A 20,133-nucleotide genomic window follows, 5' to 3' on the forward strand; every position below is an offset into this window, starting at 1 on the left:
CGCACGAAGGCTGAGGGAGACCCACCATGAGCGACACCACCACGGCGGAAGGAGCAGCCGCTACGAACGGCAAACTGTCCCACCGCCAGATCCTGACCGTCCTGTCCGGGCTGATGCTCGGCATGTTCCTCGCGGCGCTCGACCAGACGATCGTCTCGAGCTCGATGCGCACCATCGCCGACGAGCTCCACGGCCTGTCCCTGCAGGCCTGGGCCACCACCGCGTACCTCATCACCGCGACGCTCTCGACGCCGCTGTACGGCAAGCTGTCCGACCTCTACGGCCGCAAGCCCATGTACCTGACGGCGATCTCGCTCTTCCTGGTCGGCTCGCTGGCCAGCGGCATGGCGACGTCGATGTACGAGCTCGCCGCGTTCCGCGCCTTCCAGGGCCTCGGCGCCGGTGGCCTGATGTCGCTGGCGCTCGCGATCATCACCGACATCACCGCGCCGCGTGAGCGCAGCAAGTACCAGGGCTACTTCATGGCGGTGTTCGGCATCTCGAGCGTTGCCGGCCCGGTCGTCGGCGGGTTCTTCGCCGGCATCGACACCTTCGCGGGCATCACCGGCTGGCGCTGGGTCTTCCTGGTCAACGTCCCGATCGCGCTCGCCGCGCTGGTCGTCGTCACCAAGGTGCTGAACCTCCCGCACACCCGCGTGGACCAGAAGGTCGACTACTGGGGTGCCGTCGCGCTGGCCACCGGCCTGGTGCCGCTGCTGATCGTCGCCGAGCAGGGCCGCGAGTGGGGCTGGGGCTCCGCCGCTTCGATCGCCATGTACGTCGTCGGCGGGCTGGGCGTGGCCGCGTTCGTCTGGATCGAACGCCGGATGGGCGACGCCGCCCTGCTGCCGCTGCGCCTGTTCAAGCGGCCGGTGTTCCGGATGTCGACGATGGTCACCGTCGTGCAGGGCGCCGGGATGTTCGGCGCGATGATGTCGCTGCCGCTGTACCTGCAGATCGTCAAGGGCGCGACGCCGACCCAGGCCGGCCTGCAGATGCTCCCGCTGACGCTGGGCATCATGTCCGCGAGCCTGACCAGCGGCCGGCTGATCTCGAAGACCGGGCGCTACAAGATGTTCGCGGTGGCCGGGATCGGCCTGATGGCGGCGGCGCTGTTCGCGCTGTCCACGATCACCGTCGACAGCTCGCTCGCGCTGGTCATGATCATCGCCTTCGTGATCGGCCTCGGCCTCGGCGCCTCGATGCAGACGCTGGTGCTGGCCGCGACCAACGACGTCCGCCCGCAGGACATCGGCGTCGCCACCTCGGCGGCGACCTTCTTCCGGCAGATCGGCGGCACGGCGGGCACCGCGGTGTTCCTCTCGATCCTGTTCGGCACGGTCGGCGACCGGATCGCGAACGCCATCCGCTCGGCGATGACCACGCCGGCCTACGCGACGGCGCTGGCGCAGCACCCGGAGTTCGCGAAGCAGATGCAGAGCGGCCTCGACGTCAACGACACGTCGTTCCTGTCGACGCTCGACCCGACGCTGGCCCGGCCGATCCTGCAGGGTTTCGCCGAGTCGATGAGCACGGTGTTCCTGGTCGGCGGGATCGTGCTGACCGTCGGCTTCGCGCTGGTGTGGTTCCTCAAGGAGAAGCCGCTCTCGGACAAGTCGGCGATGGAGCAGCGCGCGGAAGCCGAGGCCGACGCCCCGGCGCTCGCCCTGGCGCACTGACCGCGTGAAAAGGCCCCCTCGGGAGATTCCCGAGGGGGCCTTCTCGTGTGAAAGCTCTGCGCGGGGCTCAGTGGCCGCCGTTGGCCTCTTCCTTGGCCAGGCGGTCGGTCTCGCGCTCGTACGAGCGGGCGATCTCGTTCTCGGCCTCGGCGCGGCCGACCCAGGACGAGCCTTCGACGCTCTTGCCGGGCTCGAGGTCCTTGTAGACCTCGAAGAAGTGCTGGATCTCCAGCTTGTGGAACTCGTTCAGGTGGTGGATGTCGCGCAGGTGCTCCAGGCGCGGGTCGTTCGTCGGGACGGCGAGGACCTTGTCGTCCGGGCCCTTCTCGTCCGTCATCCGGAACATGCCGATCGCGCGGCAGCGGATCAGGCAGCCCGGGAACGTCGGCTCCTGCACGAGGACCAGCACGTCCAGCGGGTCGCCGTCCTGGCCGAGGGTGTCGTCGATGAAGCCGTAGTCGGCCGGGTACTGCGTGGCCGTGAACAGGGTCCGGTCCAGCTTGATCCGGCCGGTCTTGTGGTCGACCTCGTACTTGTTGCGCTCCCCTTTGGGGATTTCGATCGTGACGTCGAACTCCACGCCTGTCCTCACTGCTTCTTCATAGGTCCCGGCATGCCACGCGTCGCGGGCGGCAACCTTCATGACTGTCTTGACGTCTCCTAGTGTGGACTACGCCCTGCGTCCGGGTCGCATCGATGTCGGCCCGGAGGCATGTGAGCTTGGCCCCTTCCGGGGCAGGTGAGAAGGAGTGGTGGGTGCCGGAAAACGACCAGCCGATGTGGCCGTCGTCGGACGAAGACGGCTCGTCGTCCGGTGCGCGGGAGACCACGCCGATGGCGCTGCCCGACCCGCCGGCGAGCGCTCCGGACGGTCCTGGCGTGCCGAAGGTCACAGGCAGTGAGGCACCGAAGGGATCGTGGTTCGCGCCGAACGTCGCGCCCGAACCGGTCCCGGGCCTGAACGCCCCCGCGGAGGAGCCGCCGCCCCCGCCGCCCCCGGCGAAGCAGGACCTCGCCGACCGGCTCGGGTCCCGCGAACCCAAGCCGAAGCCGAAGCCGGAGCCCGAGCCGGTCGCGGAGAGCACCCAGTTCATCGAGGTCAAGCAGGCCGAGAGCACCCAGTACATCCAAGCCGAGCCGAAGCCCGCGGACACCCGGCAGCCGGCGCCGCAGAAGACGCCGATCGTGCCGGTGGAGCGCAACGTCTGGCCCGGTGAGCAGCCGGAACGGCACGACGAGCCGCGGTCCGACAAGCCCGAGGCGCAGCCGTGGCGTGAAGAGCTCCAGCTCTGGCGCGAGGAGCAGCAGCGCCGCGAAGAGCAGCTGGCCCAACGCCGTCAGGAGCCCCAGCAGCCGCAACAGTCACAGCAGCGGGCCGACGCGCCCTGGGCGCAGCGCATCGACGTGCCGGAGCGCACCGCCGAGCCGGCCGAACGACGTCCCGGCCTGCCGCCGGAGCCGCCGCGCGGGGTCGTCCCGTCGGCGTCCGCCGGGTCGCTGGCCCGGCCGATGCGGATCGAGCCGGACGGGCAGCGGTTCGACGCCGAGGCGACCGTCGGGATCGAGCGGCCGACCCAGTTCCCCGGCGCCTTCCAGCAGCAGCCCCAGCCGCGGAACGAGCCGCCCGCGGAGCCTCCGCCGGCCGAGCCCGCGGCCGCCGAGCAGCCGCCGAAGAAGCGCCGCAAGGGCAAGATCATCGCCATCGTCGCGGTCGTCGTGCTGCTGCTGGCCGGCGGCGGGGTCGCCGCCGCGATGCCGAAGGTGTCGAACCGGCTCGGCCTGCCGTGGGCGCCGAACGCGCCGAAGGGCGACAGCCCGGACCCGGCCGCCGCCACGCGCCAGCTGCAGGGCCCGGACACGTCGGGGAAGGCGCCGACCGCGAACGGCGTCAAGTCGGTGCTGGCCGGTCCGGCCGGCAACAGCGCGCTGGGCCAGCTCAACGGCAGCGTCGTCGACCCGGTGACCGGCACGACGCTGTGGGACCACAGCGCGGGGACCGCGGTGACCCCCGCGTCGACGACGAAGGTCCTGACCTCCGCGGCCGCGCTGCTGGCGATGGACCCGAACACGCGGCTGTCGACGAAGATCGTCCAGGGCGCCGACCCGGGCACGGTGATCCTGGTCGGCGGCGGCGACGTCACCCTGACCGCGCTGCCACTGGGCACCGAGTCGCCGCTGTACCCGGGCGCCGCCCACGTCGACGACCTCGTCGCGCAGGTCAAGAAGGCGAACCCGAACGTCAAGAAGGTGCAGGTCGACCTGAGCCTGTTCAAGGGCGCGACGACCGCGCCGGGCTGGGCCGCGGGCGACGCGCCGTCGACGTTCGCCACCCAGATCGGCTCGGTGATGGCCGACGCCGGGCGCCAGGACCCGAAGAACAACAACTCCCAGCGCGTGCCCAACGCGGGCAGCGCGCTGGCGGGGACGATCGCGTCGAAGCTGAGCGCGTCGGCGGGCGGCCAGGCGACCGCGCCGAAGGACGCGAAGGTCCTCGCCGAGGTCAAGTCGGCCCCGCTGACCGAGCTGGTCTCGGACACGATGGAGCTGTCCGACGACGTCCTCGCCGAGGCCCTCGCCCGGCAGGTCGCGCTGGCGACCGGCCAGGAGGCGACCTTCGCGGGCGGTGCCGCGGCGACCATCAAGGTGCTCAAGGACCACGGGTTCGACACCGCCGGCGTCAAGCTGTCCGACGGCAGCGGCATCTCGACGGAGAACAAGATCCCGGCGAAGCTGCTGACCCAGCTGATGGCGGCCGCGGCGGCGCCGGAGGGCAAGAACCCGAACACGGCCAAGCTGCGCGCGATGCTGGCCGGCCTCCCGGTGGCGGGCGGCTCGGGCACCCTCGCGGACAAGCGGTTCGAGACCCCGGCGTCCCAGGCCGGCCGCGGCTGGGTGCGGGCGAAGACGGGCACGCTGACCGGCGTCAACACGCTGGCCGGGCTGGTCCTGGACCAGGACGGCCGGGTGCTGGTGTTCGCGTTCATGTCGAACGGCTCGGACCAGCAACCGGGCCGGGACGCGATCGACGCCCTCGCGACCAGCCTGCGCAAGTGCGGGTGCTCGTAGAACCGTACGAAGATCGTGGCCGGAAACCGACCTGGGCCAGGTAGCGTCGGAAGGGTGAGTCAGGAAACCGAGACCCGGCCCATGGTCGACTGGGCGCTCGCCGCGCAGACGGGCGCGCTGCTCGTGCGCGGCGGCCCGCAGGTTCCGCGTGAAGAGGCCGAGGCGGCCGTCGCCGACCTGCGTGAGCTGACCATCGAAGCCGAAGGGCACGTCCGGGAGCTGACGAGCCTCGGCCTCGACCTGCCGCTGCTGCCCGGCGAGGTCGTCGACCGCCCCGGCTGGGTGCGCTCGGCCGCGAACGGGCTGGACGCGCTGACCGGGCGCGCGCTGCCGCGGCAGGGCGGGCCGTTCGGGCCGATCCTGGCCGGCGGCGCCGGCGTGCAGACCGGGCTGGTACTCGCGTTCCTGGCCAGCCGCGTGCTCGGCCAGTACGACCCCTTCGGCGGCCCGGACCGGGAAGGGCAGCTGCTGCTCGTCGCGCCGAACGTCGTCGCCGCCGAGCGGGCGATGGACGTCCCCGGCCGCGACTTCCGGCTCTGGGTCTGCCTGCACGAATGCACCCACCGCCTGCAGTTCACCGCGGTCCGCTGGCTGCGCGACTACTTCGCCGACGAAGTCGAGCGGCTCGTCGCCGGCCTCGCGGGCGGCGGCTCCGACAGCCTCGCCGACCTCGTCGGACGGCTGCCCGAGGCGATCAAGCAGGGGCCGAAGCTGAACCTCGCCGAGCTGCTCCAAGGGCCGAAGGAACGTGCGGTCTTCGACCGGCTGCTGGCGCTCTCGACGCTGCTGGAAGGCCACGCCGACTTCGTGATGGACGCCGTCGGCCCGCGGGTCGTCCCGAGCGTCGACACGATCCGCGCGCGGTTCACCGCCCGGCGCAAGGGCGGCGGCGTCTTCGACCGGCTGCTGCGTGCGCTGCTCGGCGTCGACGCGAAGATCCGTCAGTACGAAGAAGGTGCGAAGTTCACGAAGCACGTCGTGGACGCCGTCGGCATGGAAGGCTTCAACGCCGTCTGGCGCTCGCCGAACACCCTGCCCTCGCGCGCCGAGATCGCCGACCCGGCCGCGTGGGTCCGGCGCCTGCACGGATGACGGACAAGGCGGTCGCGGCCGTCCGCCGGGCCGTCCGCGCGTTCCTCGACGCGGTCGAAGCGCCCCCCGAGCTGTGCGTCGCGGTCTCCGGCGGCGCCGACTCCCTCGCGTTGTGCGAGGCCACGGCGTACGTCGGGCACCACCGCGGCCACCGCGTCCGCGCGCTGGTCGTCGACCACGGCCTGCAGGAGGGCTCGGCGAAGATCGCGCTCGACGCGGCCGCCGCGGCGAAGTCACTGGGCGCCGACGAAGCCGAGGTGCGCCGGACCGACGTCACCGGCCCGGGCGGCCCGGAAGCCGCCGCGCGCAAGGCCCGCTACCGCGCGCTGGCCGGCCACGACCTCGTCCTGCTCGGCCACACCCTCGACGACCAGGCCGAAACCGTCCTGCTCGGCCTCGGCCGCGGCTCCGGCCCGCGCAGCATGGCCGGCATGCGCCCGCACGACCCGCCGTGGGGCCGCCCGCTGCTCGCCGTCCCGCGCTCGACCACCCGGGCCGCCTGCGCCGAGCTCGGCGTCGAGCCCTGGGAGGACCCGCACAACGCCGAACCGCGCTTCACCCGCGTCCGGTTGCGCACCGAAGTCCTGCCGTTGCTGGAAGACGTCCTCAACGGCGGCGTCGCCGGCGCACTCGCCCGCACGGCCGCGCAGCTGCGTGAGGACAGTGAGGCACTGGACACATTGGCGGACATGATCTTCACCCGCGCGGGCGGCTCCGAAGGGCTGGCTGTCGGCGTCCTCGCGCCCGAGCCCGCGGCGGTGCGCCGGCGGGTTCTCCGCAGGTGGTTGCTGCAATCGGGTGTGCCCGAGCTCACCGACAAGCACCTCCGCGCGGTCGACGACCTCGTCGCCCGGTGGCGTGGTCAGGGCGGTGTCTGGTTGCCCGGCAACTTGGAAGCCCGGCGGGCACATGGCAGGCTCTGCGTCGTCTCCCAACCCACCACCCGAGGGGAATGACCCGTGTACGAGGGCGAAATCGCCTCCGTGCTCGTCACCGAGCAGCAGATCAAGGACAAGATCACGGAGCTGTCGGCGCAGATCGCCGCCGACTACCCGGCCAACGGGCAGGGCGAACTCCTGCTGGTGGGCGTCCTGAAGGGCGCGGTCATGTTCATGACCGACTTCGCCCGCGCGCTGCCGCTGCCGACGCAGCTGGAATTCATGGCCGTCTCCTCGTACGGCTCGGCGACGTCGTCGTCCGGCGTCGTGCGGATCCTCAAGGACCTCGACCGGGACATCGCCGGCCGGGACGTGCTGATCGTCGAGGACATCGTCGACTCGGGCCTGACGCTGTCGTGGCTGCTGAAGAACCTCGCGAGCCGGAACCCGGCGTCGCTCGAGGTCGTTTCGCTGCTGCGCAAGCCGGAAGCGGTCAAGGTGGACGTCCCGGTGAAGTACATCGGCTTCGACATCCCGAACGAGTTCGTCGTGGGCTACGGCCTCGACTACGCCGAGCGCTACCGGGACCTGCCGTACATCGGGACGCTGGACCCGAAGGTGTACACCTCCTAGTTCACCGACCGTTCACCGCAACTACCGGATCTGCGGAACCCCGGCTGCGTTGATTGCGTCATACGCTCTGATCACGTGCGTTAACCTATGCGAAGACCATTCGTGCCCGCGGTGACCGGGTCGGGGGAACGGGAGAGAGCTCAGATGGGGAACAGCAGCGCTGCCGACGCGAACGCGTTCAAGGCCGCGGCCGCGGCGGGTCAGGTCGGGATCGACCCCGACGCCGCGCAGACCGTGCTGAACAAGATCCGCACCGGCAAGGACGCGGTCGAGGCCCTGCTCAGCGGGGCGGGCACGCTCGCGCAGCCGCCGAAGCTCGGGGACAACCCGGTCGGCAACGCGATGGCGGCCAAGTTCGTCCAGCGCGCCGACGGCGGGAACGACTCCTACGCCGCCGCGCTGCAGAACCTGCTCGACCAGTACACCGCCGCCGAGGAGGGCATCGTCACGGCGATGTCCCGGTACCACGAGATCGACCAGGCCGCGGCCGACCCGTTCCGCAACGCCTGAGCCCAGAGGGGGATTTCGAAGTCATGGCTCCGAACCACAGCGACCAGCCGGCGACGACGACCGACCCGGGCTCGCTCGTGCCGCTCGGCGACAACGCGTCGTCGCAGAACATCGTCGACAACGCCCGCGGCAGCGCCGGCGGCTTCGACATGGGCAGCGACCGCGCGATCGCCAACCCGCCGAACTGGAACGCGCAGGCCAGCCAGCAGCTGTACAACGGCGCGGTCAACAACAACGACCCCGGCACGGCCGAGGCGACCGGGCACGCCTGGGCGCACCACGGCTCCGAGCTGAAGCAGGCCTCCGACCACCTCTACAACGCGATCTCCGAGCTGGGCAACGCGTGGGTCGGCCGCGGTGCCGCCGGTGCGCAGGGCGCGCTGGTGGCCATCGCGAACTCCGGTTCGCAGGCCTCCGACGCCGCGCACACGATGTCCGACCGGCTCGCCCGGCAGGCCACGGCGGCCGCCGAGGTCAAGAAGATGCCGGCCCCCAAGGACTACGACCCCAAGCAGGCCATGGCGGCCGCGCTGGCGGGCGGCCCGGCGGCGCTGATCGCCGACCAGAAGGCGCAGGCGGACGCGGCCAACGACGTCAAGGCGCAGCAGGTCGCGTTCTTCAACGCCTACACCAAGGCGATGAGCGAGGTCGACAGCTCGACGCCGAGCTTCGGCCCGGAGTCGCTCGGCATGAAGCCGACCGGTTCGCACAACTCCGTGTCGTTCAACGGCATCAGCAGCGTCGGCAGCACCGGCCCGGTGCAGGGCCTGTCCGGCGCGGGCGGCGCGGTGTTCGCCTCGAGCGGCTCGGGCTTCGGCGGCCACGGCGGCGCGTTCGACGCGCAGCACGCGGCGGTCGGCCCGAACGGCGTCCACGGCGGCGCCTTCGGCCACGACGCGGCGGTGCTCGGCAGCGACGGCGCGGGCGGCACGGCCGGCGGCACCGGCGGCACGGCGGCGGGCACGAACACCGGCGCGGGTCACGTCAGCACGGGTGCCGGCCAGCAGGGCAGCGGCAACCCGCTGAGCAAGATCGGCATGGGCCTCGGCATCGGCGGTGCCGCCGGCGGCCTCGGCGCGCTGGCTTCCCGCGCGCTCGGCAAGGGCGGCAAGTCGGGCGCGAAGGCGAACGACACGTCGCTGGCGTCGGCCGAGGGGCAGAGCGCCGCGTCGGCCCAGGCGCCGCAGCAGGGTCTCGTCTCGTCGGCGGGCACCATCGGCGGGCAGACGCCGCCGCCGATGAACCCGGGCATGGGCGGCATGGCCCCGCAGGGCGCCCAGGGCGAGCAGGACGAGGAGCACACGCACGCGTCGTTCCTCATCGAGGCCGACCCGGACGCGGCCTTCGGCGCCGACCAGGCGACCCCGCCGCCGGTGATCGGCGCGTGGTCCGAGGACGACGAAGACCGCTGATTCCTTCCGGGCCGGGTCCGCCGACGGCGGGTCCGGCCCGGTTTCACCTGGGGGTGGCTCGATGCCGAACGCTGAGCTGCTCACCCCGGTCGAGGTGGACTTCCTCTGGGAGGCCGCCGGGCTGGGCGAGCTGCCGTACCCGCTGCGCGTCCGTTCGCACGGGGAGACCGTGGACGAGCGGTCGCTGCTGCGCCGGCGCACGTTGGAGGGGCTGGCCGCACGCGGGCTGGCCGACGGCCGCGGCCGGCCGGAACCGCACGTCGAGGACTACTTCGGCGTGCTGGCGCAGGCCGAGCTGAGCCTCGACGCGGTCCAGCTGATCGCCCCGGACGCCGAGCCGCTGCTGGCGATCGCCGGCGTGCTGGGCGGCCAGGGCCTGCTGGCGGTCCAGGACACGCGGGGCCTGCACCTGCAGCCGTGCCCGGTGGACGGCCTGGCGAGCGCGATCGTCTCCCTGCTCCCGGGCGCCCCGCGCGGGTCGGAGAAGTCGGTCACGGTCCCGCTGGAGCAGCTGGTCGGCGCGCACGGCGTCGACTTCCTGTCCCGCCGCGGCAACGGCGACGAGCGCGCGTCGGCGGACGAGGACCGCAAGGCACTCGCGAAGCTGCACGCCCAGCCGAGGCTGCGTGGCGGCCAGATCGCGGCCAACGCGCGGTCGCGCATGGGCGGCCGCACCCGGACGCCGGTGCTGAGCTGGTTCGACACGGAGACGGGCCGGTACTTCACGCAGGCGACCCGCGGCCGCGACGGCCGTGACTGGATCACGATCGCCCCCGCCGACGCGGCGACGTTGCGCCACCGGCTGGGCGAAATGCTGGCCGGGGCCGCGCAGACCAGCACGGTCTGACGGCCGCGCGAGGGCGTTCGGCCGAACAGGTCTTGCCCTCGCCAGTGCGAGGCATCCGACCGGCTCGGCTGCGCCCCTGCCTGCGCGAGACTGCCCGCCGCCGGGGCCGGCTGAGCCCTCGTCTTCCCCGCGCGATGGCCTCCCGCCGCCGGGCCGTACCGCGGGCCACGGCCGCTTCGGCGCCTCTGCCAAGATCGGGCTCCGGCTTTCTCCGAGCGTGCTCCTCCGACGATCACTTTTTGTCGGTGGTGCGGGCTACGCTGAGCAAGAGTCCGAACCGGGAGAGTAGTGATGCAAGAGTTCTTCTCGCCGCTCGTGTTCGACTTCCTCTGGGAGTCGGCGCAGGTCGGGGAGCTGCCGTACCCGTTGCTGGTCCGGTCGCACGGCGCGACCGAAGACGAGCGCGTCTCGCTGCGCCACCGCGTCGACGCCGAGCTGAAGGCCCGCGGCATCCGCGATCCGCGCGGCCGGCTCGCGCCGCCGATCGAGGACGCCCTGCAGCTGCTGGCCTTCGCCCCGCTGACCATCGACGCCCTGCACATCCCGCAGTTCGAGGCGCCAACCATCGGCGTGCTCGCGGCGGCCGACGACACCCTCGGCGTCCTCGCGGTCCAGGACGCCGACGGCATCTGGCTGCGGGACGTCCCCCCGGACGGCCTGGTCTCCGCCGTCGTCGGGGTGCTCCCGGCCGGCCCGCGCGGGAGCGAGGCGTCGGTCACACTCCCGCTGGACGACGCCCTGCGCACCGCGCCGATCCGGGTGCCCGTCTCGCTGCCGTCGAACCCGGGCGAAGACCGCGGGCGGGCGCGCCGGACGCCGCTGAGCGAGCGCGTCACGGCCGACCCGCGGGAGGCCTACGGCCGCATCTCCGGGCAGCCGCGGCAACGCGGCGGTCAGCTGGCAGCGAACAGCCGTTCGCAGGTCGGGGCCAAGCAGCGGTCCCGGGTGCTCGCCTGGTTCGACACCGCGACCGGGCGCTACCTCAGCCTCTCCCGCGCAGGTACGGACGGCCGCGAGTGGGTCACGGTCGCCCCCGCCGACCCGGCGACGCTGCGGACCCGGCTGGGCGAGATGGTGAGCAGTGTGTCCGACGGCACGCGCTAGCGTGAAGTGCGTGGACGCCGGGCGGGAACCCGGGCGCGGTATCGCCCGTTGACCTGCGAGAGGCTCACAGGGGATGAACGCGGCAGCGGACGGTACCCTGATGGGACGGCAGCCCGGGCACCACGGGTTGTCAAGATCGTGATGGCGGGTATCACAGGAGCCGCCCAACCAGGGAGGGTCGAGGCCACCAGGGCCGAGTCGTATGAACCGGAAGAGCGTGCTCAGGAACCCACTGCTGTGGATCGTCGCGGGGTTGCTGGCGTTGTTCGCGTACAACACGATCTTCGACAGTGATCGTGGGTACACCCAGGCACCCATCTCGGTGGCGAACTCCCAGATCTCCTCGAACAACGTCAAGGAAGCCAGCCTCGAGGACAAGGAACAGCAGCTCAAGCTGCTGCTGTCCAAGCCCATCGACGTGGACGGCCAGCAGGTCACCCAGATCATTTCGCAGTACCCCTCGGACGCCACCCGCCCGATCTACGACTCGTTGATCGCGGCGAAGACCGGCGGCCAGCCGATCAAGTTCACCACCAAGGTGACCCAGCAGGGCGTGCTGACGCAGATCCTCATCTTCGCCATCCCGCTGGCCCTGGTCCTGGGCCTGCTGATGTGGATGATGAACAACGCGCAGGGTGGCGGCAACCGCGTCCTCAACTTCGGCAAGTCCAAGGCCAAGCAGCTGAACAAGGACATGCCCAAGACGACCTTCGGGGACGTCGCGGGTGCCGACGAGGCCGTCGAAGAGCTGTACGAGATCAAGGACTTCCTGCAGAACCCGGCGCGCTACCAGGCGCTGGGCGCGAAGATCCCGAAGGGCGTGCTGCTCTACGGGCCGCCCGGTACCGGTAAGACGCTGCTCGCGCGAGCCGTCGCCGGGGAAGCGGGTGTGCCGTTCTACACGATCTCCGGCTCGGACTTCGTCGAGATGTTCGTCGGTGTCGGTGCCTCGCGAGTGCGTGACCTGTTCGAACAGGCCAAGCAGAACGCGCCCTGCATCATCTTCGTCGACGAGATCGACGCGGTCGGCCGCCAGCGCGGCGCCGGCCTCGGCGGCGGCCACGACGAGCGCGAGCAGACCCTGAACCAGCTGCTCGTCGAGATGGACGGTTTCGACGCCCGCGGCGGCATCATCCTGATCGCGGCCACCAACCGGCCCGACATCCTCGACCCGGCGCTGCTGCGCCCCGGCCGGTTCGACCGGCAGATCCCGGTGTCCGCGCCCGACCTGCGCGGCCGCAAGGCGATCCTCGAGGTGCACGCCAAGGGCAAGCCGATCGCCCAGGGCACCGACCTGGGCAGCCTGGCCAAGCGGACCGTCGGCATGTCCGGCGCCGACCTGGCGAACGTGCTCAACGAGGCCGCGCTGCTCACCGCCCGCCAGAACGGGCACGTGATCACCGACGCCGCGCTGGAGGAGTCCGTCGACCGCGTCGTCGGCGGTCCCGCCCGCAAGAGCCGGATCATCTCCGAGAAGGAGAAGAAGATCACGGCCTACCACGAGGGCGGGCACGCGCTCGCCGCGTGGGCGATGCCGGACATCGAGCCGGTCTACAAGCTGACCATCCTGCCGCGCGGCCGCACGGGCGGGCACGCGCTGCTCGTCCCCGAGGACGACAAGGACCTGATGACCCGCTCCGAGATGATCGGGCGGCTGGTCTTCGCGATGGGTGGCCGCACGGCGGAGGAGCTCGTCTTCCACGAGCCCACCACCGGCGCGTCGGCGGACATCGAGCAGGCGACGAAGATCGCCCGCGCGATGGTCACCGAGTACGGCATGAGCGCCCGGCTCGGCGCGGTCAAGTACGGCCAGGAGCAGGGCGACCCGTTCCTCGGCCGGTCGGCCGGGCGGCAGGCGGACTACTCGCTCGAGGTGGCGCACGAGATCGACGAGGAGGTGCGCAAGCTCATCGAGACGGCGCACACCGAGGCGTGGCACGTGCTCAACACCTACCGCGACGTGCTCGACGAGCTGGTCATCGAGCTCCTGGAGAAGGAGACGCTGACCCGCAAGGACCTGGAGCGGATCTTCGCGACGGTCGAGAAGCGCCCGCACATCACCGTGTTCAACGAGTTCGGTGAGCGGACGCCGTCCGACAAGCCGCCGATCAAGACCCCGGGCGAGCTGGCGATGGAGCGCGGCGAGCCGTGGCCCCCGCCGGAGAAGGAGAAGCCGGTCCTGAAGCCGGAGCCGACCCCGGTCGGCACCGCCCAGGGCGCGGGCGACCTCCCGGGCGGCCCGCCGTACCCGTCGCCGTCGCCGGTCGACCCCAACGCGAACCCGTACGCCCCGCCGCAGCCGGGCGCCTACCCGAATTCGAACGGCGGCCGTCCCTACGGCGGCCCGAACGGTGGCGCAGGTGGCACGGCGCACTGGCCGCAGAACTACGGCGGCCAGCCGGGCGGTCCGGCCGGCCAGAGCGGTCCGCCGAACTACGGTGCCCCTCCGGGCTGGACGCCCGCGACGTCGCCGGGCGGTCAGCCGGGCCAGTCGTGGCGGCCCGGTGGTGAAGAACGCCCTCGTGAGCACGGCTGGTTCGCCGACCAGGCGGGCAACCAGCAGAACGAGGGAGAACGACGTGACGTGGATGGACCCGAAAAGCCCCAGTGACGCCGACCGCCCGGTCTTCGACCAGGACCGGGCGGAGAAGGCGATCCGCGAGCTCCTTCTGGCCTGCGGCGAAGACCCGGAGCGGGACGGTCTCAGGGAGACCCCCGCCCGGGTGGCCCGCGCGTACCACGAGATGTTCGCGGGCCTGTACACCGAGCCGGACTCGGTCCTGGACCGGACCTTCGACGAGTCCCACGAGGAACTCGTGCTGGTCACGGACATCCCGATGTTCAGCCAGTGTGAACACCACTTGGTGCCGTTCCACGGCGTCGCGCACGTCGGGTACATCCCTAACGCCGCCGGCAAGGTCACCGGGCTCTCGAAGCTGGCCCGGCTCGTCGACCTCTACGCCAAGCGCCCGCAAGTCCAGGAGCGCCTGACCTCGCAGGTCGCCGACGCCATCGTCCGGAAGCTCGAACCGCGCGGTGTCATCGTCGTGATCGAAGCCGAGCACCTCTGCATGGCCATGCGCGGCATCCGGAAGCCCGGTGCCCGCACGACCACCTCCGCGGTACGCGGGCAGCTGAAGACTTCGCCGTCGTCGCGGGCGGAGGCGCTCGATCTGATCAAGGCGCGCCGGTGAGCGTGGGGCTTCCCGCTCCCGGCCGGTGCGTCGTGATGGGCGTGCTGAACGTGACGCCCGATTCCTTTTCGGACGGTGGCCGTTACCTCGGGCTCGAGCAGGCCCTGGAGCACGCGCGCGAGATGTGGGCGCGCGGCGCCGACCTGATCGACGTCGGCGGCGAGTCGACCCGGCCCGGGGCGGCCCGGGTGGACGCCGACACCGAACTGCGGCGCATCCTGCCGGTCATCCGGACCCTCGCCGGCGAGGGGATGGCGCTTTCGGTCGACACGACCCGCGCGGCCGTCGCCGCCGCCGCGCTCGAAGCCGGGGCGCACATCGTCAACGACGTCTCGGGTGGGCTGGCCGATCCGGACATGGCGCGTGTCGCCGCGGACAGCGGCGTGCCGTGGGTGCTGATGCACTGGCGCGGGCACAGCAAGGACATGCAGGCGCTGGCGTCCTACCAGGACGTCGTCACCGATGTGCGGGCCGAGCTGCTGTCCCGGGTGGACGAAGCGCTCGCCGCCGGGGTCGCCGAAAGCGCGATCGTGCTGGACCCGGGGCTGGGTTTCGCGAAGAACGCCGAGCACGACTGGGCGTTGCTGCGCGGGCTGGATTCGTTGCTGTCGCTGGGGTTCCCGGTGCTCGTCGGGGCCTCGCGCAAGCGGTTTCTCGGCCGTCTCCTGTCCGAAAAGGACGGCACGCCGCGGCCACCGGACGGCCGTGAGGACGCTACCGCCGCCATCTCCGCGCTCGCTGCCGCCGCGGGGGCGTGGGGCGTGCGGGTGCACGAGGTCGGGGCGTCGCTGGACGCGGTCGCCGTGGCCGCCGCTTGGTGGAAGGGTTCCCCGGATGTCTGACCGGATCACGCTGACCGGCCTGCGCGTGTTCGGCCGCCACGGCGTGTTCGAGCACGAGAAGCGCGACGGGCAGGAGTTCGTCGTCGACATCACGGTGTGGCTGGACCTCGGGCCGGCCGCCGCGTCGGACGACCTGACGAAGACGCTGCACTACGGCGAGCTGGCCGAGCTGGCGGCGGGGATCGTCGCGGGCGAGCCGTACGACCTGATCGAGAGCGTCGCGGGCAAGATCGCCGACGAGGTCATGCGCGACGAGCGGCTGGGCGCGGTCGAGGTGACGGTGCACAAGCCGTCGGCCCCGATCCCGCTGACGTTCGACGACGTCGCGGTGACGGTCCGGCGCGACCGATGAGCCGCGCGGTGCTGTCGCTGGGCTCGAACCTCGGCGACCGGCTCGGCTTCCTGAAGCTGGCACTCGACGCGGTGCGGCCGGCGCTGGTCGTGGTGTCGAGCGTGTACGAGACGAAGGCGTGGGGCGTCGAGGACCAGCCGGACTTCCTGAACGCGGTGTGCGTGGTCGACGACCCGGCGCGCGACCACTGGGCGTGGCTGCGCACGGGCCAGGCGGCCGAGCAGCAGGCGGGCCGGGTCCGCGAGCTGCGCTGGGGCCCGCGAACGCTGGACGTCGACGTGGTCACGGTGGACGGCGTGGAGTCGGCCGACCCGGAGCTGCTCCTGCCGCACCCGGGGACGCCGGACCGGGCGAGCGTGCTGGTGCCGTGGGTCGAGATCGAGCCGGCGGCGGTACTGCCGGGCCACGGCCCGATCGCTTCGCTGTTGGCGGCCCGGCCGGCGGACGAGGTGGCGACGGTCCGCCGGACGAACCTCGACCTGCGCTGAACCTGGCCTGTGGACAACTCGAGCGCCCTGTGGACAACCCCGGTGCGTGGGCCCGGAACTGTCGGCCGTCGCGAGTAACGTTGAAACCGGGGGTCCCCCAGCGGCCGGGGGCGGAAAGACGGGCTATCGGTGAGTCGGGCGCGTCCGTTACCGATCACGCCCGGCTGATCGCCGAGTTGCGGTCGCGGGTCGGCGTGCGGAAGGCCCCGAATTTGTCGTGGGTGTCGGGGCGGTTGGAACCGCCCCGACACCCACAACTCTCAGCCGCGCAGTGCCTCGATCATGAAGCGGACCGCGGGCTGGGCCGTCGGGACCGGGGGCCAGCCGTTGATCGTCGCCAGCAGCTGCCAGTACCTCTCCGCCCTCGGGTCGCCGCTCGTCTCGAAGCGGGCCGCCATCTCGCTCCGGAACTCCGGCGACGCCGGGTCCTGGTCCGTGCGGGCCGTCGCCGCCGCGATCTCGGCCGCAAGCGTTTGCCCCGCCTCCGACGTCGGCGACTCGCCCGCCGCCACCGCCGCTTCGGCGCGCGATACCCAGCTCGGCCAGTTGGTCTGCCAGGCCGAGGACGGTTGCTCGAATTCGCCGTCGCGGATCTGCCGGGCCTGGGTCTCGCTCATGCCGCGGATCAGCGCCCGGAACGACGGGTCCTGGACCAGCTCGGCGAACTCGATCCACGCCTCCAGCTGCTCGGGCGACGGGTCGTCCGGCAGCTCGGGCTTGCCGGCGCGCATGCGCTCGTAGAACTGCGAGTCGATCTCGAGCCCGGACACCATCTCGTCCCAGAACTCGTCCACCAGCCGCTTGCGCTCTTCGTCGGACATCGACGCGAGACGGTTCATCAGTTTCACTTCCTCCAGCTCGGAATCACGCTTGGCCACCGCGCGCAGCACCGCCCGGCGCAGCCGCAGGCGCCGGATCTGCTCGTCCAGCGCCTCGACGTGCCGGGTCGCCAGCTCGCCGACCGTCGCCGACCGCGTCAAGGCAGCCGACACGTCGGCGAGGCCGAGACCCAGCTCGCGCAAGGTGCGGACCAGCTCGAGCCGGGCCATCGCCGCGGCGTCGTAGAGGCGGTAGCCGGCGTCCGTCCGCTCGGTCGGGGGCAGCAGGCCCTCGTCCGAATAGAAGCGGATGGTCTTGACCGGCAGGCCGGTCCGCCGGGCCAGCTCGCCGATGGTGAAGGTCGCGGTGGTGCCCACAAGACGCATGATGAACTCTCCAGTCGCTGGAGAGTCAAGCCTCGCACGGTACGGTTGTGCCATGCACTTCACCCGGCCTCGCGACCTGGTGGTGGCCGGGCTGCTCGGCCTGGTCCTCGGCTACCTGCTCTTCGTCGTCGCGTACGGCTCGCTGCCGCAGCTGCCCACGTTCGCCGGCGTCACCTTCGCCGTGCTGGCCGCCGTCGAGGCAGGGCTCGCGCTCTCCATCCGCTCCCGGATCAAGAACGGCCGGGTCGTCGCCGCGATCGGGATCGCCCGATCGGTGGCGCTGGCGAAGGCGTCGTCACTCGCCGGAGCGTTCATGGGCGGCGCCTGGCTGGCCGCGCTCGCCTACGTTTTCCCACGACGTGACGAACTCTTCGCCGCCGTGCTCGACACCCGCGCCGGCGTCGTCGGCGTTGCGTCCTCCGCGGCCCTGGTAGCAGCGGGTTTGTGGCTCGAGCACTGCTGCCGGACCCCGCGTGACCAAGACCGTGAGCACACCCGCGGGACGACCGGTTAGCGCTGGAATCCCACCGCTCGCGGGACCGAGTAGGTCTCGTTCGGATTACGAGCAGGTACGGTGTCAGGCATGACCGGCGTGGGTGACGACTCGCGCGGCCGCCTACTGGGCAGGCCGTGGCTCGTCGTCGGATTCGTCCTCGCCATCGGAGCCACCCTCGCACTGGTGCTCAGCGACGATCTCCGCTACCTCCGGCTCGGGATCGTCGCCGCCCTCTGGGCCGCCCTGATCGGCGCTTTCCTCGCCGTGAAGTACCGCAAGCACGCGGCACAGAGCGAGGACGCGGTCGCCGAGGCGCAGGCTGTGTACGAACTGGAGCTGGAACGCGAGATCGCGGCCCGGCGCGAATTCGAGCTGGAGGTGGAGGCCGAGAACCGCACGGCGGCCGACTCCAAGGGCCGCGAGGAGCTGGAGGCGCTGCGCGCCGAAGTCTCCGCGCTGCGCGACAGCCTCCAGTCGCTGTTCGGCGGCGAGGTGCTGCTCGAGCGCGTCGCGCTGACCGCGCAGGCGACCCGGATGCGCAAGCTCTCCGACGAGAACCGCATGGTCACCGACGGCCCGCCGAAGAAGCGGCCCGCTCAGCTGATGGCCGGGAAGAAGCCGGCCGAGGCGGGCGAGCGGCCGACCGAGCTGATCGACCGCGTGCTCGACGAACGGCGTCGCAAGGCCTCGGGCGGGAAGCCCGCGAACGGCAAGGGCCTCGGCAAGGGCAAGGGCTTCGGCGGCAAGCCGGTCCCGAAGGCCCCGGCGAACGTCTCCGTGCAGAGCACCCAGCAGATTTCGCGGCCGACGCCGTTGAGCGAACGCCGGCCGCCGGTGCCGGCGGTCGACCCGGCGCTGAACGCCGCGCAGCGCGAGCTGAAGGCCGCCGAGCTGCGCGCCGAAGCGGCCCGCCGCCAGGCCGAGTCGCAGCCGATGCGGCTGCCGAAGCCCGAAGAGGTCGCCAAGCCCGAGCGCCGTCCCGAGGCCGCCGCCGAGCCGACGCGCCAGGTGCCGCGGCCCGACCCGAAGACCGAGATCCGGCGCGCGCCGGAGCCGAAGACGGAGATCCGCCGTCCCGAGCCGCCGCCCGCGCGCCGCGCGGAGCTGTCGCGGCCGGCGATGCGGCCCGCCGAGGTGTCGCGCTCGGACCTGCCGCGCGTCGAAGCGCCGCGGCCGGGCGAGGTCTCGCGATCGGACATCCCGCGCGTCGAACGCTCCATGCCCGCGATCCCGCGGGTGGAGATGTCGCGGCCGGACATTCCGCGGGTGGAACGGTCCATGCCGGACATCCCACGGGTCGAGCGGTCGATGCCCGCCATTCCGCGGGTGGAGATGTCGCGGCCGGACATTCCGCGGGTGGAACGGTCCATGTCCGACATCCCGCGCGTGGAGCGGTCGATGCCGGCGATTCCGCGCGTCGAGATGTCGCGGCCGGACCTGCCGCGCGTCGGCAACGGTGCGCGCCCCAAGCCGCCCGAGCCGCCGCGGCCGGCGCCCGCCCGGCCCGCGCCGCCGGTGAAGCCGTCGGAGATGTCGCGGTCGGACATCCGGCCGGTGACCGACCTGAGCGCGGCCTTCCAGAACCGCGACGACTTCGCCGAGCGCCAGCGGCCCAACCGGCCGAAGCCGCCGGAGCCGAAGACGCCGCCGGTGCCGCGGGACGCCACGGCGTCGCGGCGCGACCTCCCGGTCGTCCCGCCGACGACTCCGGTGCCGAACAACCCGCCGGCCGCGCGGCAGCCGTCGCGCACGAACCTGCCGCCGGTGGTGCCCCCGACGACGCCGGTCCCGGCCGCCGACGGGCGCCGTCCGTCGCGGCTGGAGCAGTTCTCGCGGGCGGACATGTCGCCGATCCTCGACGAGCCGGCGTCGCGCCACGGGGGCTCGCACCGCGCGCCCGCCGAGGCCGCGCAGGCCGACGCGCCGATGGTGAACCCGACGCTGCCGGAGTCGGTCCGCAACTTCCAGGGCCGCTCGGGTGGCCGCCGCCGCAAGCCGGACGAGTCGCAGCAGCTGCCGGCCGTGCCCGCCGCGCCGCCGGAGCCGACGGGCGGTGGCCGCCGCCGTCGCCCGGACGGCGAGCCCCCGGCGTGGGAGGGCATGGTCGCCGAGCGGGCGTCGATGTCGCGCCGCAACATGGCCCCGGTCGACCCGGCGGACGTGGAGCAGAACGGCAACGGCCACAACGGCGCTCGCAACGGCCGCCGGTCGGCCGAGGCGCCCCCGGGCAGCGGATCGCACACGGCGGGCCGCTCGGTGAGCGAGCTGCTGGCCGCGAACGGCGGAACGGGCTCGACACCCCGCCGCCGTCGCCGCGCGGAGGACTGAGCCCAGC

18 protein-coding genes are annotated in these 20,133 nt (G+C 72.4%); 16 read left to right on the plus strand and 2 right to left on the minus strand.

The features are described 5' to 3' along the window. Positions 1-26 precede the first annotated feature (26 nt). Positions 27-1,679: an MDR family MFS transporter gene (locus tag ACERZO_RS34275; protein WP_372669815.1), complete on the plus strand. Its 1,653-nt coding sequence runs from the start codon at positions 27-29 to the stop codon at positions 1,677-1,679. A 67-nt stretch (positions 1,680-1,746) separates the two neighbouring features. Here the strand turns inward: ACERZO_RS34275 and ACERZO_RS34280 are convergent, their stop codons facing one another. Next, entirely contained in the window at positions 1,747-2,259 is a 513-nt protein-coding gene (locus ACERZO_RS34280) for an inorganic diphosphatase (RefSeq protein ID WP_004559896.1), read from the minus strand. A 176-nt stretch (positions 2,260-2,435) separates the two neighbouring features. Here ACERZO_RS34280 and dacB point away from each other — a divergent pair, with 176 nt between their 5' ends. From dacB to folK, 13 genes are all read left to right on the plus strand, one after another. After that, a complete protein-coding gene (dacB, locus tag ACERZO_RS34285) occupies positions 2,436-4,745 on the plus strand; it encodes a D-alanyl-D-alanine carboxypeptidase/D-alanyl-D-alanine endopeptidase (RefSeq protein WP_372669817.1) in 2,310 nt (769 codons plus the stop codon). Between the two features lie 81 nt (positions 4,746-4,826). Beyond that, positions 4,827-5,837 carry a zinc-dependent metalloprotease gene (locus ACERZO_RS34290; RefSeq protein ID WP_372670399.1) on the plus strand — a complete coding sequence of 337 codons (1,011 nt, stop codon included), beginning with the start codon at positions 4,827-4,829 and terminating at the stop codon, positions 5,835-5,837. Next, a complete protein-coding gene (gene tilS, locus ACERZO_RS34295; protein ID WP_372669820.1) occupies positions 5,834-6,793 on the plus strand; it encodes a tRNA lysidine(34) synthetase TilS in 960 nt (319 codons plus the stop codon). Before ACERZO_RS34290 ends, tilS begins: the two co-directional genes overlap by 4 nt. Before the next feature lie 3 nt (positions 6,794-6,796). Then, positions 6,797-7,348: a hypoxanthine phosphoribosyltransferase gene (hpt, locus tag ACERZO_RS34300; RefSeq protein ID WP_354823977.1), complete on the plus strand. Its 552-nt coding sequence runs from the start codon at positions 6,797-6,799 to the stop codon at positions 7,346-7,348. Positions 7,349-7,492: 144 nt separating this feature from the next. Then, positions 7,493-7,858 carry a hypothetical protein gene (locus tag ACERZO_RS34305; RefSeq protein ID WP_086671412.1) on the plus strand — a complete coding sequence of 122 codons (366 nt, stop codon included), beginning with the start codon at positions 7,493-7,495 and terminating at the stop codon, positions 7,856-7,858. A 23-nt stretch (positions 7,859-7,881) separates the two neighbouring features. Then, complete coding sequence (locus tag ACERZO_RS34310; protein WP_372669823.1) at positions 7,882-9,270, plus strand: hypothetical protein; 1,389 nt, start codon at positions 7,882-7,884, stop codon at positions 9,268-9,270. 61 nt (positions 9,271-9,331) lie between these two features. Continuing rightward, entirely contained in the window at positions 9,332-10,117 is a 786-nt protein-coding gene (locus tag ACERZO_RS34315) for an ESX secretion-associated protein EspG (protein WP_372669826.1), read from the plus strand. A 288-nt stretch (positions 10,118-10,405) separates the two neighbouring features. Further along, positions 10,406-11,221, plus strand: coding sequence for an ESX secretion-associated protein EspG (locus tag ACERZO_RS34320; RefSeq protein ID WP_372669828.1), 816 nt, complete (start codon positions 10,406-10,408; stop codon positions 11,219-11,221). 202 nt (positions 11,222-11,423) lie between these two features. Beyond that, positions 11,424-13,832: an ATP-dependent zinc metalloprotease FtsH gene (ftsH, locus tag ACERZO_RS34325; RefSeq protein WP_372669830.1), complete on the plus strand. Its 2,409-nt coding sequence runs from the start codon at positions 11,424-11,426 to the stop codon at positions 13,830-13,832. After that, positions 13,810-14,415, plus strand: a complete 606-nt coding sequence (gene folE / locus ACERZO_RS34330; RefSeq protein ID WP_372670400.1) for a GTP cyclohydrolase I FolE — start codon at positions 13,810-13,812, stop codon at positions 14,413-14,415. Before ftsH ends, folE begins: the two co-directional genes overlap by 23 nt. A 35-nt stretch (positions 14,416-14,450) precedes the next feature. Next, the gene (gene folP / locus ACERZO_RS34335; protein WP_372670401.1) at positions 14,451-15,257 is read left to right on the plus strand and encodes a dihydropteroate synthase; all 807 of its coding nucleotides are present in this window, start codon (positions 14,451-14,453) and stop codon (positions 15,255-15,257) included. Further along, positions 15,250-15,609 (plus strand): dihydroneopterin aldolase, encoded by a 360-nt coding sequence (folB, locus tag ACERZO_RS34340; protein WP_364248497.1) that lies wholly within the window; start codon positions 15,250-15,252, stop codon positions 15,607-15,609. Before folP ends, folB begins: the two co-directional genes overlap by 8 nt. Next, the gene (gene folK, locus ACERZO_RS34345) at positions 15,606-16,097 is read left to right on the plus strand and encodes a 2-amino-4-hydroxy-6-hydroxymethyldihydropteridine diphosphokinase (protein ID WP_372669833.1); all 492 of its coding nucleotides are present in this window, start codon (positions 15,606-15,608) and stop codon (positions 16,095-16,097) included. Before folB ends, folK begins: the two co-directional genes overlap by 4 nt. A 260-nt stretch (positions 16,098-16,357) precedes the next feature. Here the strand turns inward: folK and ACERZO_RS34350 are convergent, their stop codons facing one another. Further along, positions 16,358-17,293 carry a MerR family transcriptional regulator gene (locus tag ACERZO_RS34350; protein WP_372669835.1) on the minus strand — a complete coding sequence of 312 codons (936 nt, stop codon included), beginning with the start codon at positions 17,291-17,293 and terminating at the stop codon, positions 16,358-16,360. 61 nt (positions 17,294-17,354) lie between these two features. Here ACERZO_RS34350 and ACERZO_RS34355 point away from each other — a divergent pair, with 61 nt between their 5' ends. Both ACERZO_RS34355 and ACERZO_RS34360 read left to right on the plus strand, forming a co-directional pair. Then, entirely contained in the window at positions 17,355-17,816 is a 462-nt protein-coding gene (locus tag ACERZO_RS34355; RefSeq protein WP_372669837.1) for a DUF3180 domain-containing protein, read from the plus strand. Positions 17,817-17,885: 69 nt separating this feature from the next. Beyond that, entirely contained in the window at positions 17,886-20,126 is a 2,241-nt protein-coding gene (locus tag ACERZO_RS34360; protein ID WP_372669839.1) for a DUF6779 domain-containing protein, read from the plus strand. The last annotated feature ends 7 nt before the right edge of the window (positions 20,127-20,133 follow it).

It is taken from the genome of Amycolatopsis kentuckyensis (genome assembly GCF_041679295.1).
Taxonomy (GTDB): domain Bacteria; phylum Actinomycetota; class Actinomycetes; order Mycobacteriales; family Pseudonocardiaceae; genus Amycolatopsis; species Amycolatopsis kentuckyensis_A.

Coding starts and splice junctions, on each gene's coding strand:
- folE (WP_372670400.1), top strand. CDS start 13,810: ATGGACCCGAAAAGCCCCAGTGACGCCGACCGCCCGGTCTTCGACCAG.
- ACERZO_RS34275 (WP_372669815.1), top strand. CDS start 27: ATGAGCGACACCACCACGGCGGAAGGAGCAGCCGCTACGAACGGCAAA.
- ACERZO_RS34310 (WP_372669823.1), top strand. CDS start 7,882: ATGGCTCCGAACCACAGCGACCAGCCGGCGACGACGACCGACCCGGGC.
- ACERZO_RS34315 (WP_372669826.1), top strand. CDS start 9,332: ATGCCGAACGCTGAGCTGCTCACCCCGGTCGAGGTGGACTTCCTCTGG.
- ACERZO_RS34290 (WP_372670399.1), top strand. CDS start 4,827: ATGGTCGACTGGGCGCTCGCCGCGCAGACGGGCGCGCTGCTCGTGCGC.
- folK (WP_372669833.1), top strand. CDS start 15,606: ATGAGCCGCGCGGTGCTGTCGCTGGGCTCGAACCTCGGCGACCGGCTC.
- ACERZO_RS34360 (WP_372669839.1), top strand. CDS start 17,886: ATGACCGGCGTGGGTGACGACTCGCGCGGCCGCCTACTGGGCAGGCCG.
- folP (WP_372670401.1), top strand. CDS start 14,451: ATGGGCGTGCTGAACGTGACGCCCGATTCCTTTTCGGACGGTGGCCGT.
- ACERZO_RS34305 (WP_086671412.1), top strand. CDS start 7,493: ATGGGGAACAGCAGCGCTGCCGACGCGAACGCGTTCAAGGCCGCGGCC.
- ftsH (WP_372669830.1), top strand. CDS start 11,424: ATGAACCGGAAGAGCGTGCTCAGGAACCCACTGCTGTGGATCGTCGCG.
- tilS (WP_372669820.1), top strand. CDS start 5,834: ATGACGGACAAGGCGGTCGCGGCCGTCCGCCGGGCCGTCCGCGCGTTC.
- ACERZO_RS34355 (WP_372669837.1), top strand. CDS start 17,355: ATGCACTTCACCCGGCCTCGCGACCTGGTGGTGGCCGGGCTGCTCGGC.
- folB (WP_364248497.1), top strand. CDS start 15,250: ATGTCTGACCGGATCACGCTGACCGGCCTGCGCGTGTTCGGCCGCCAC.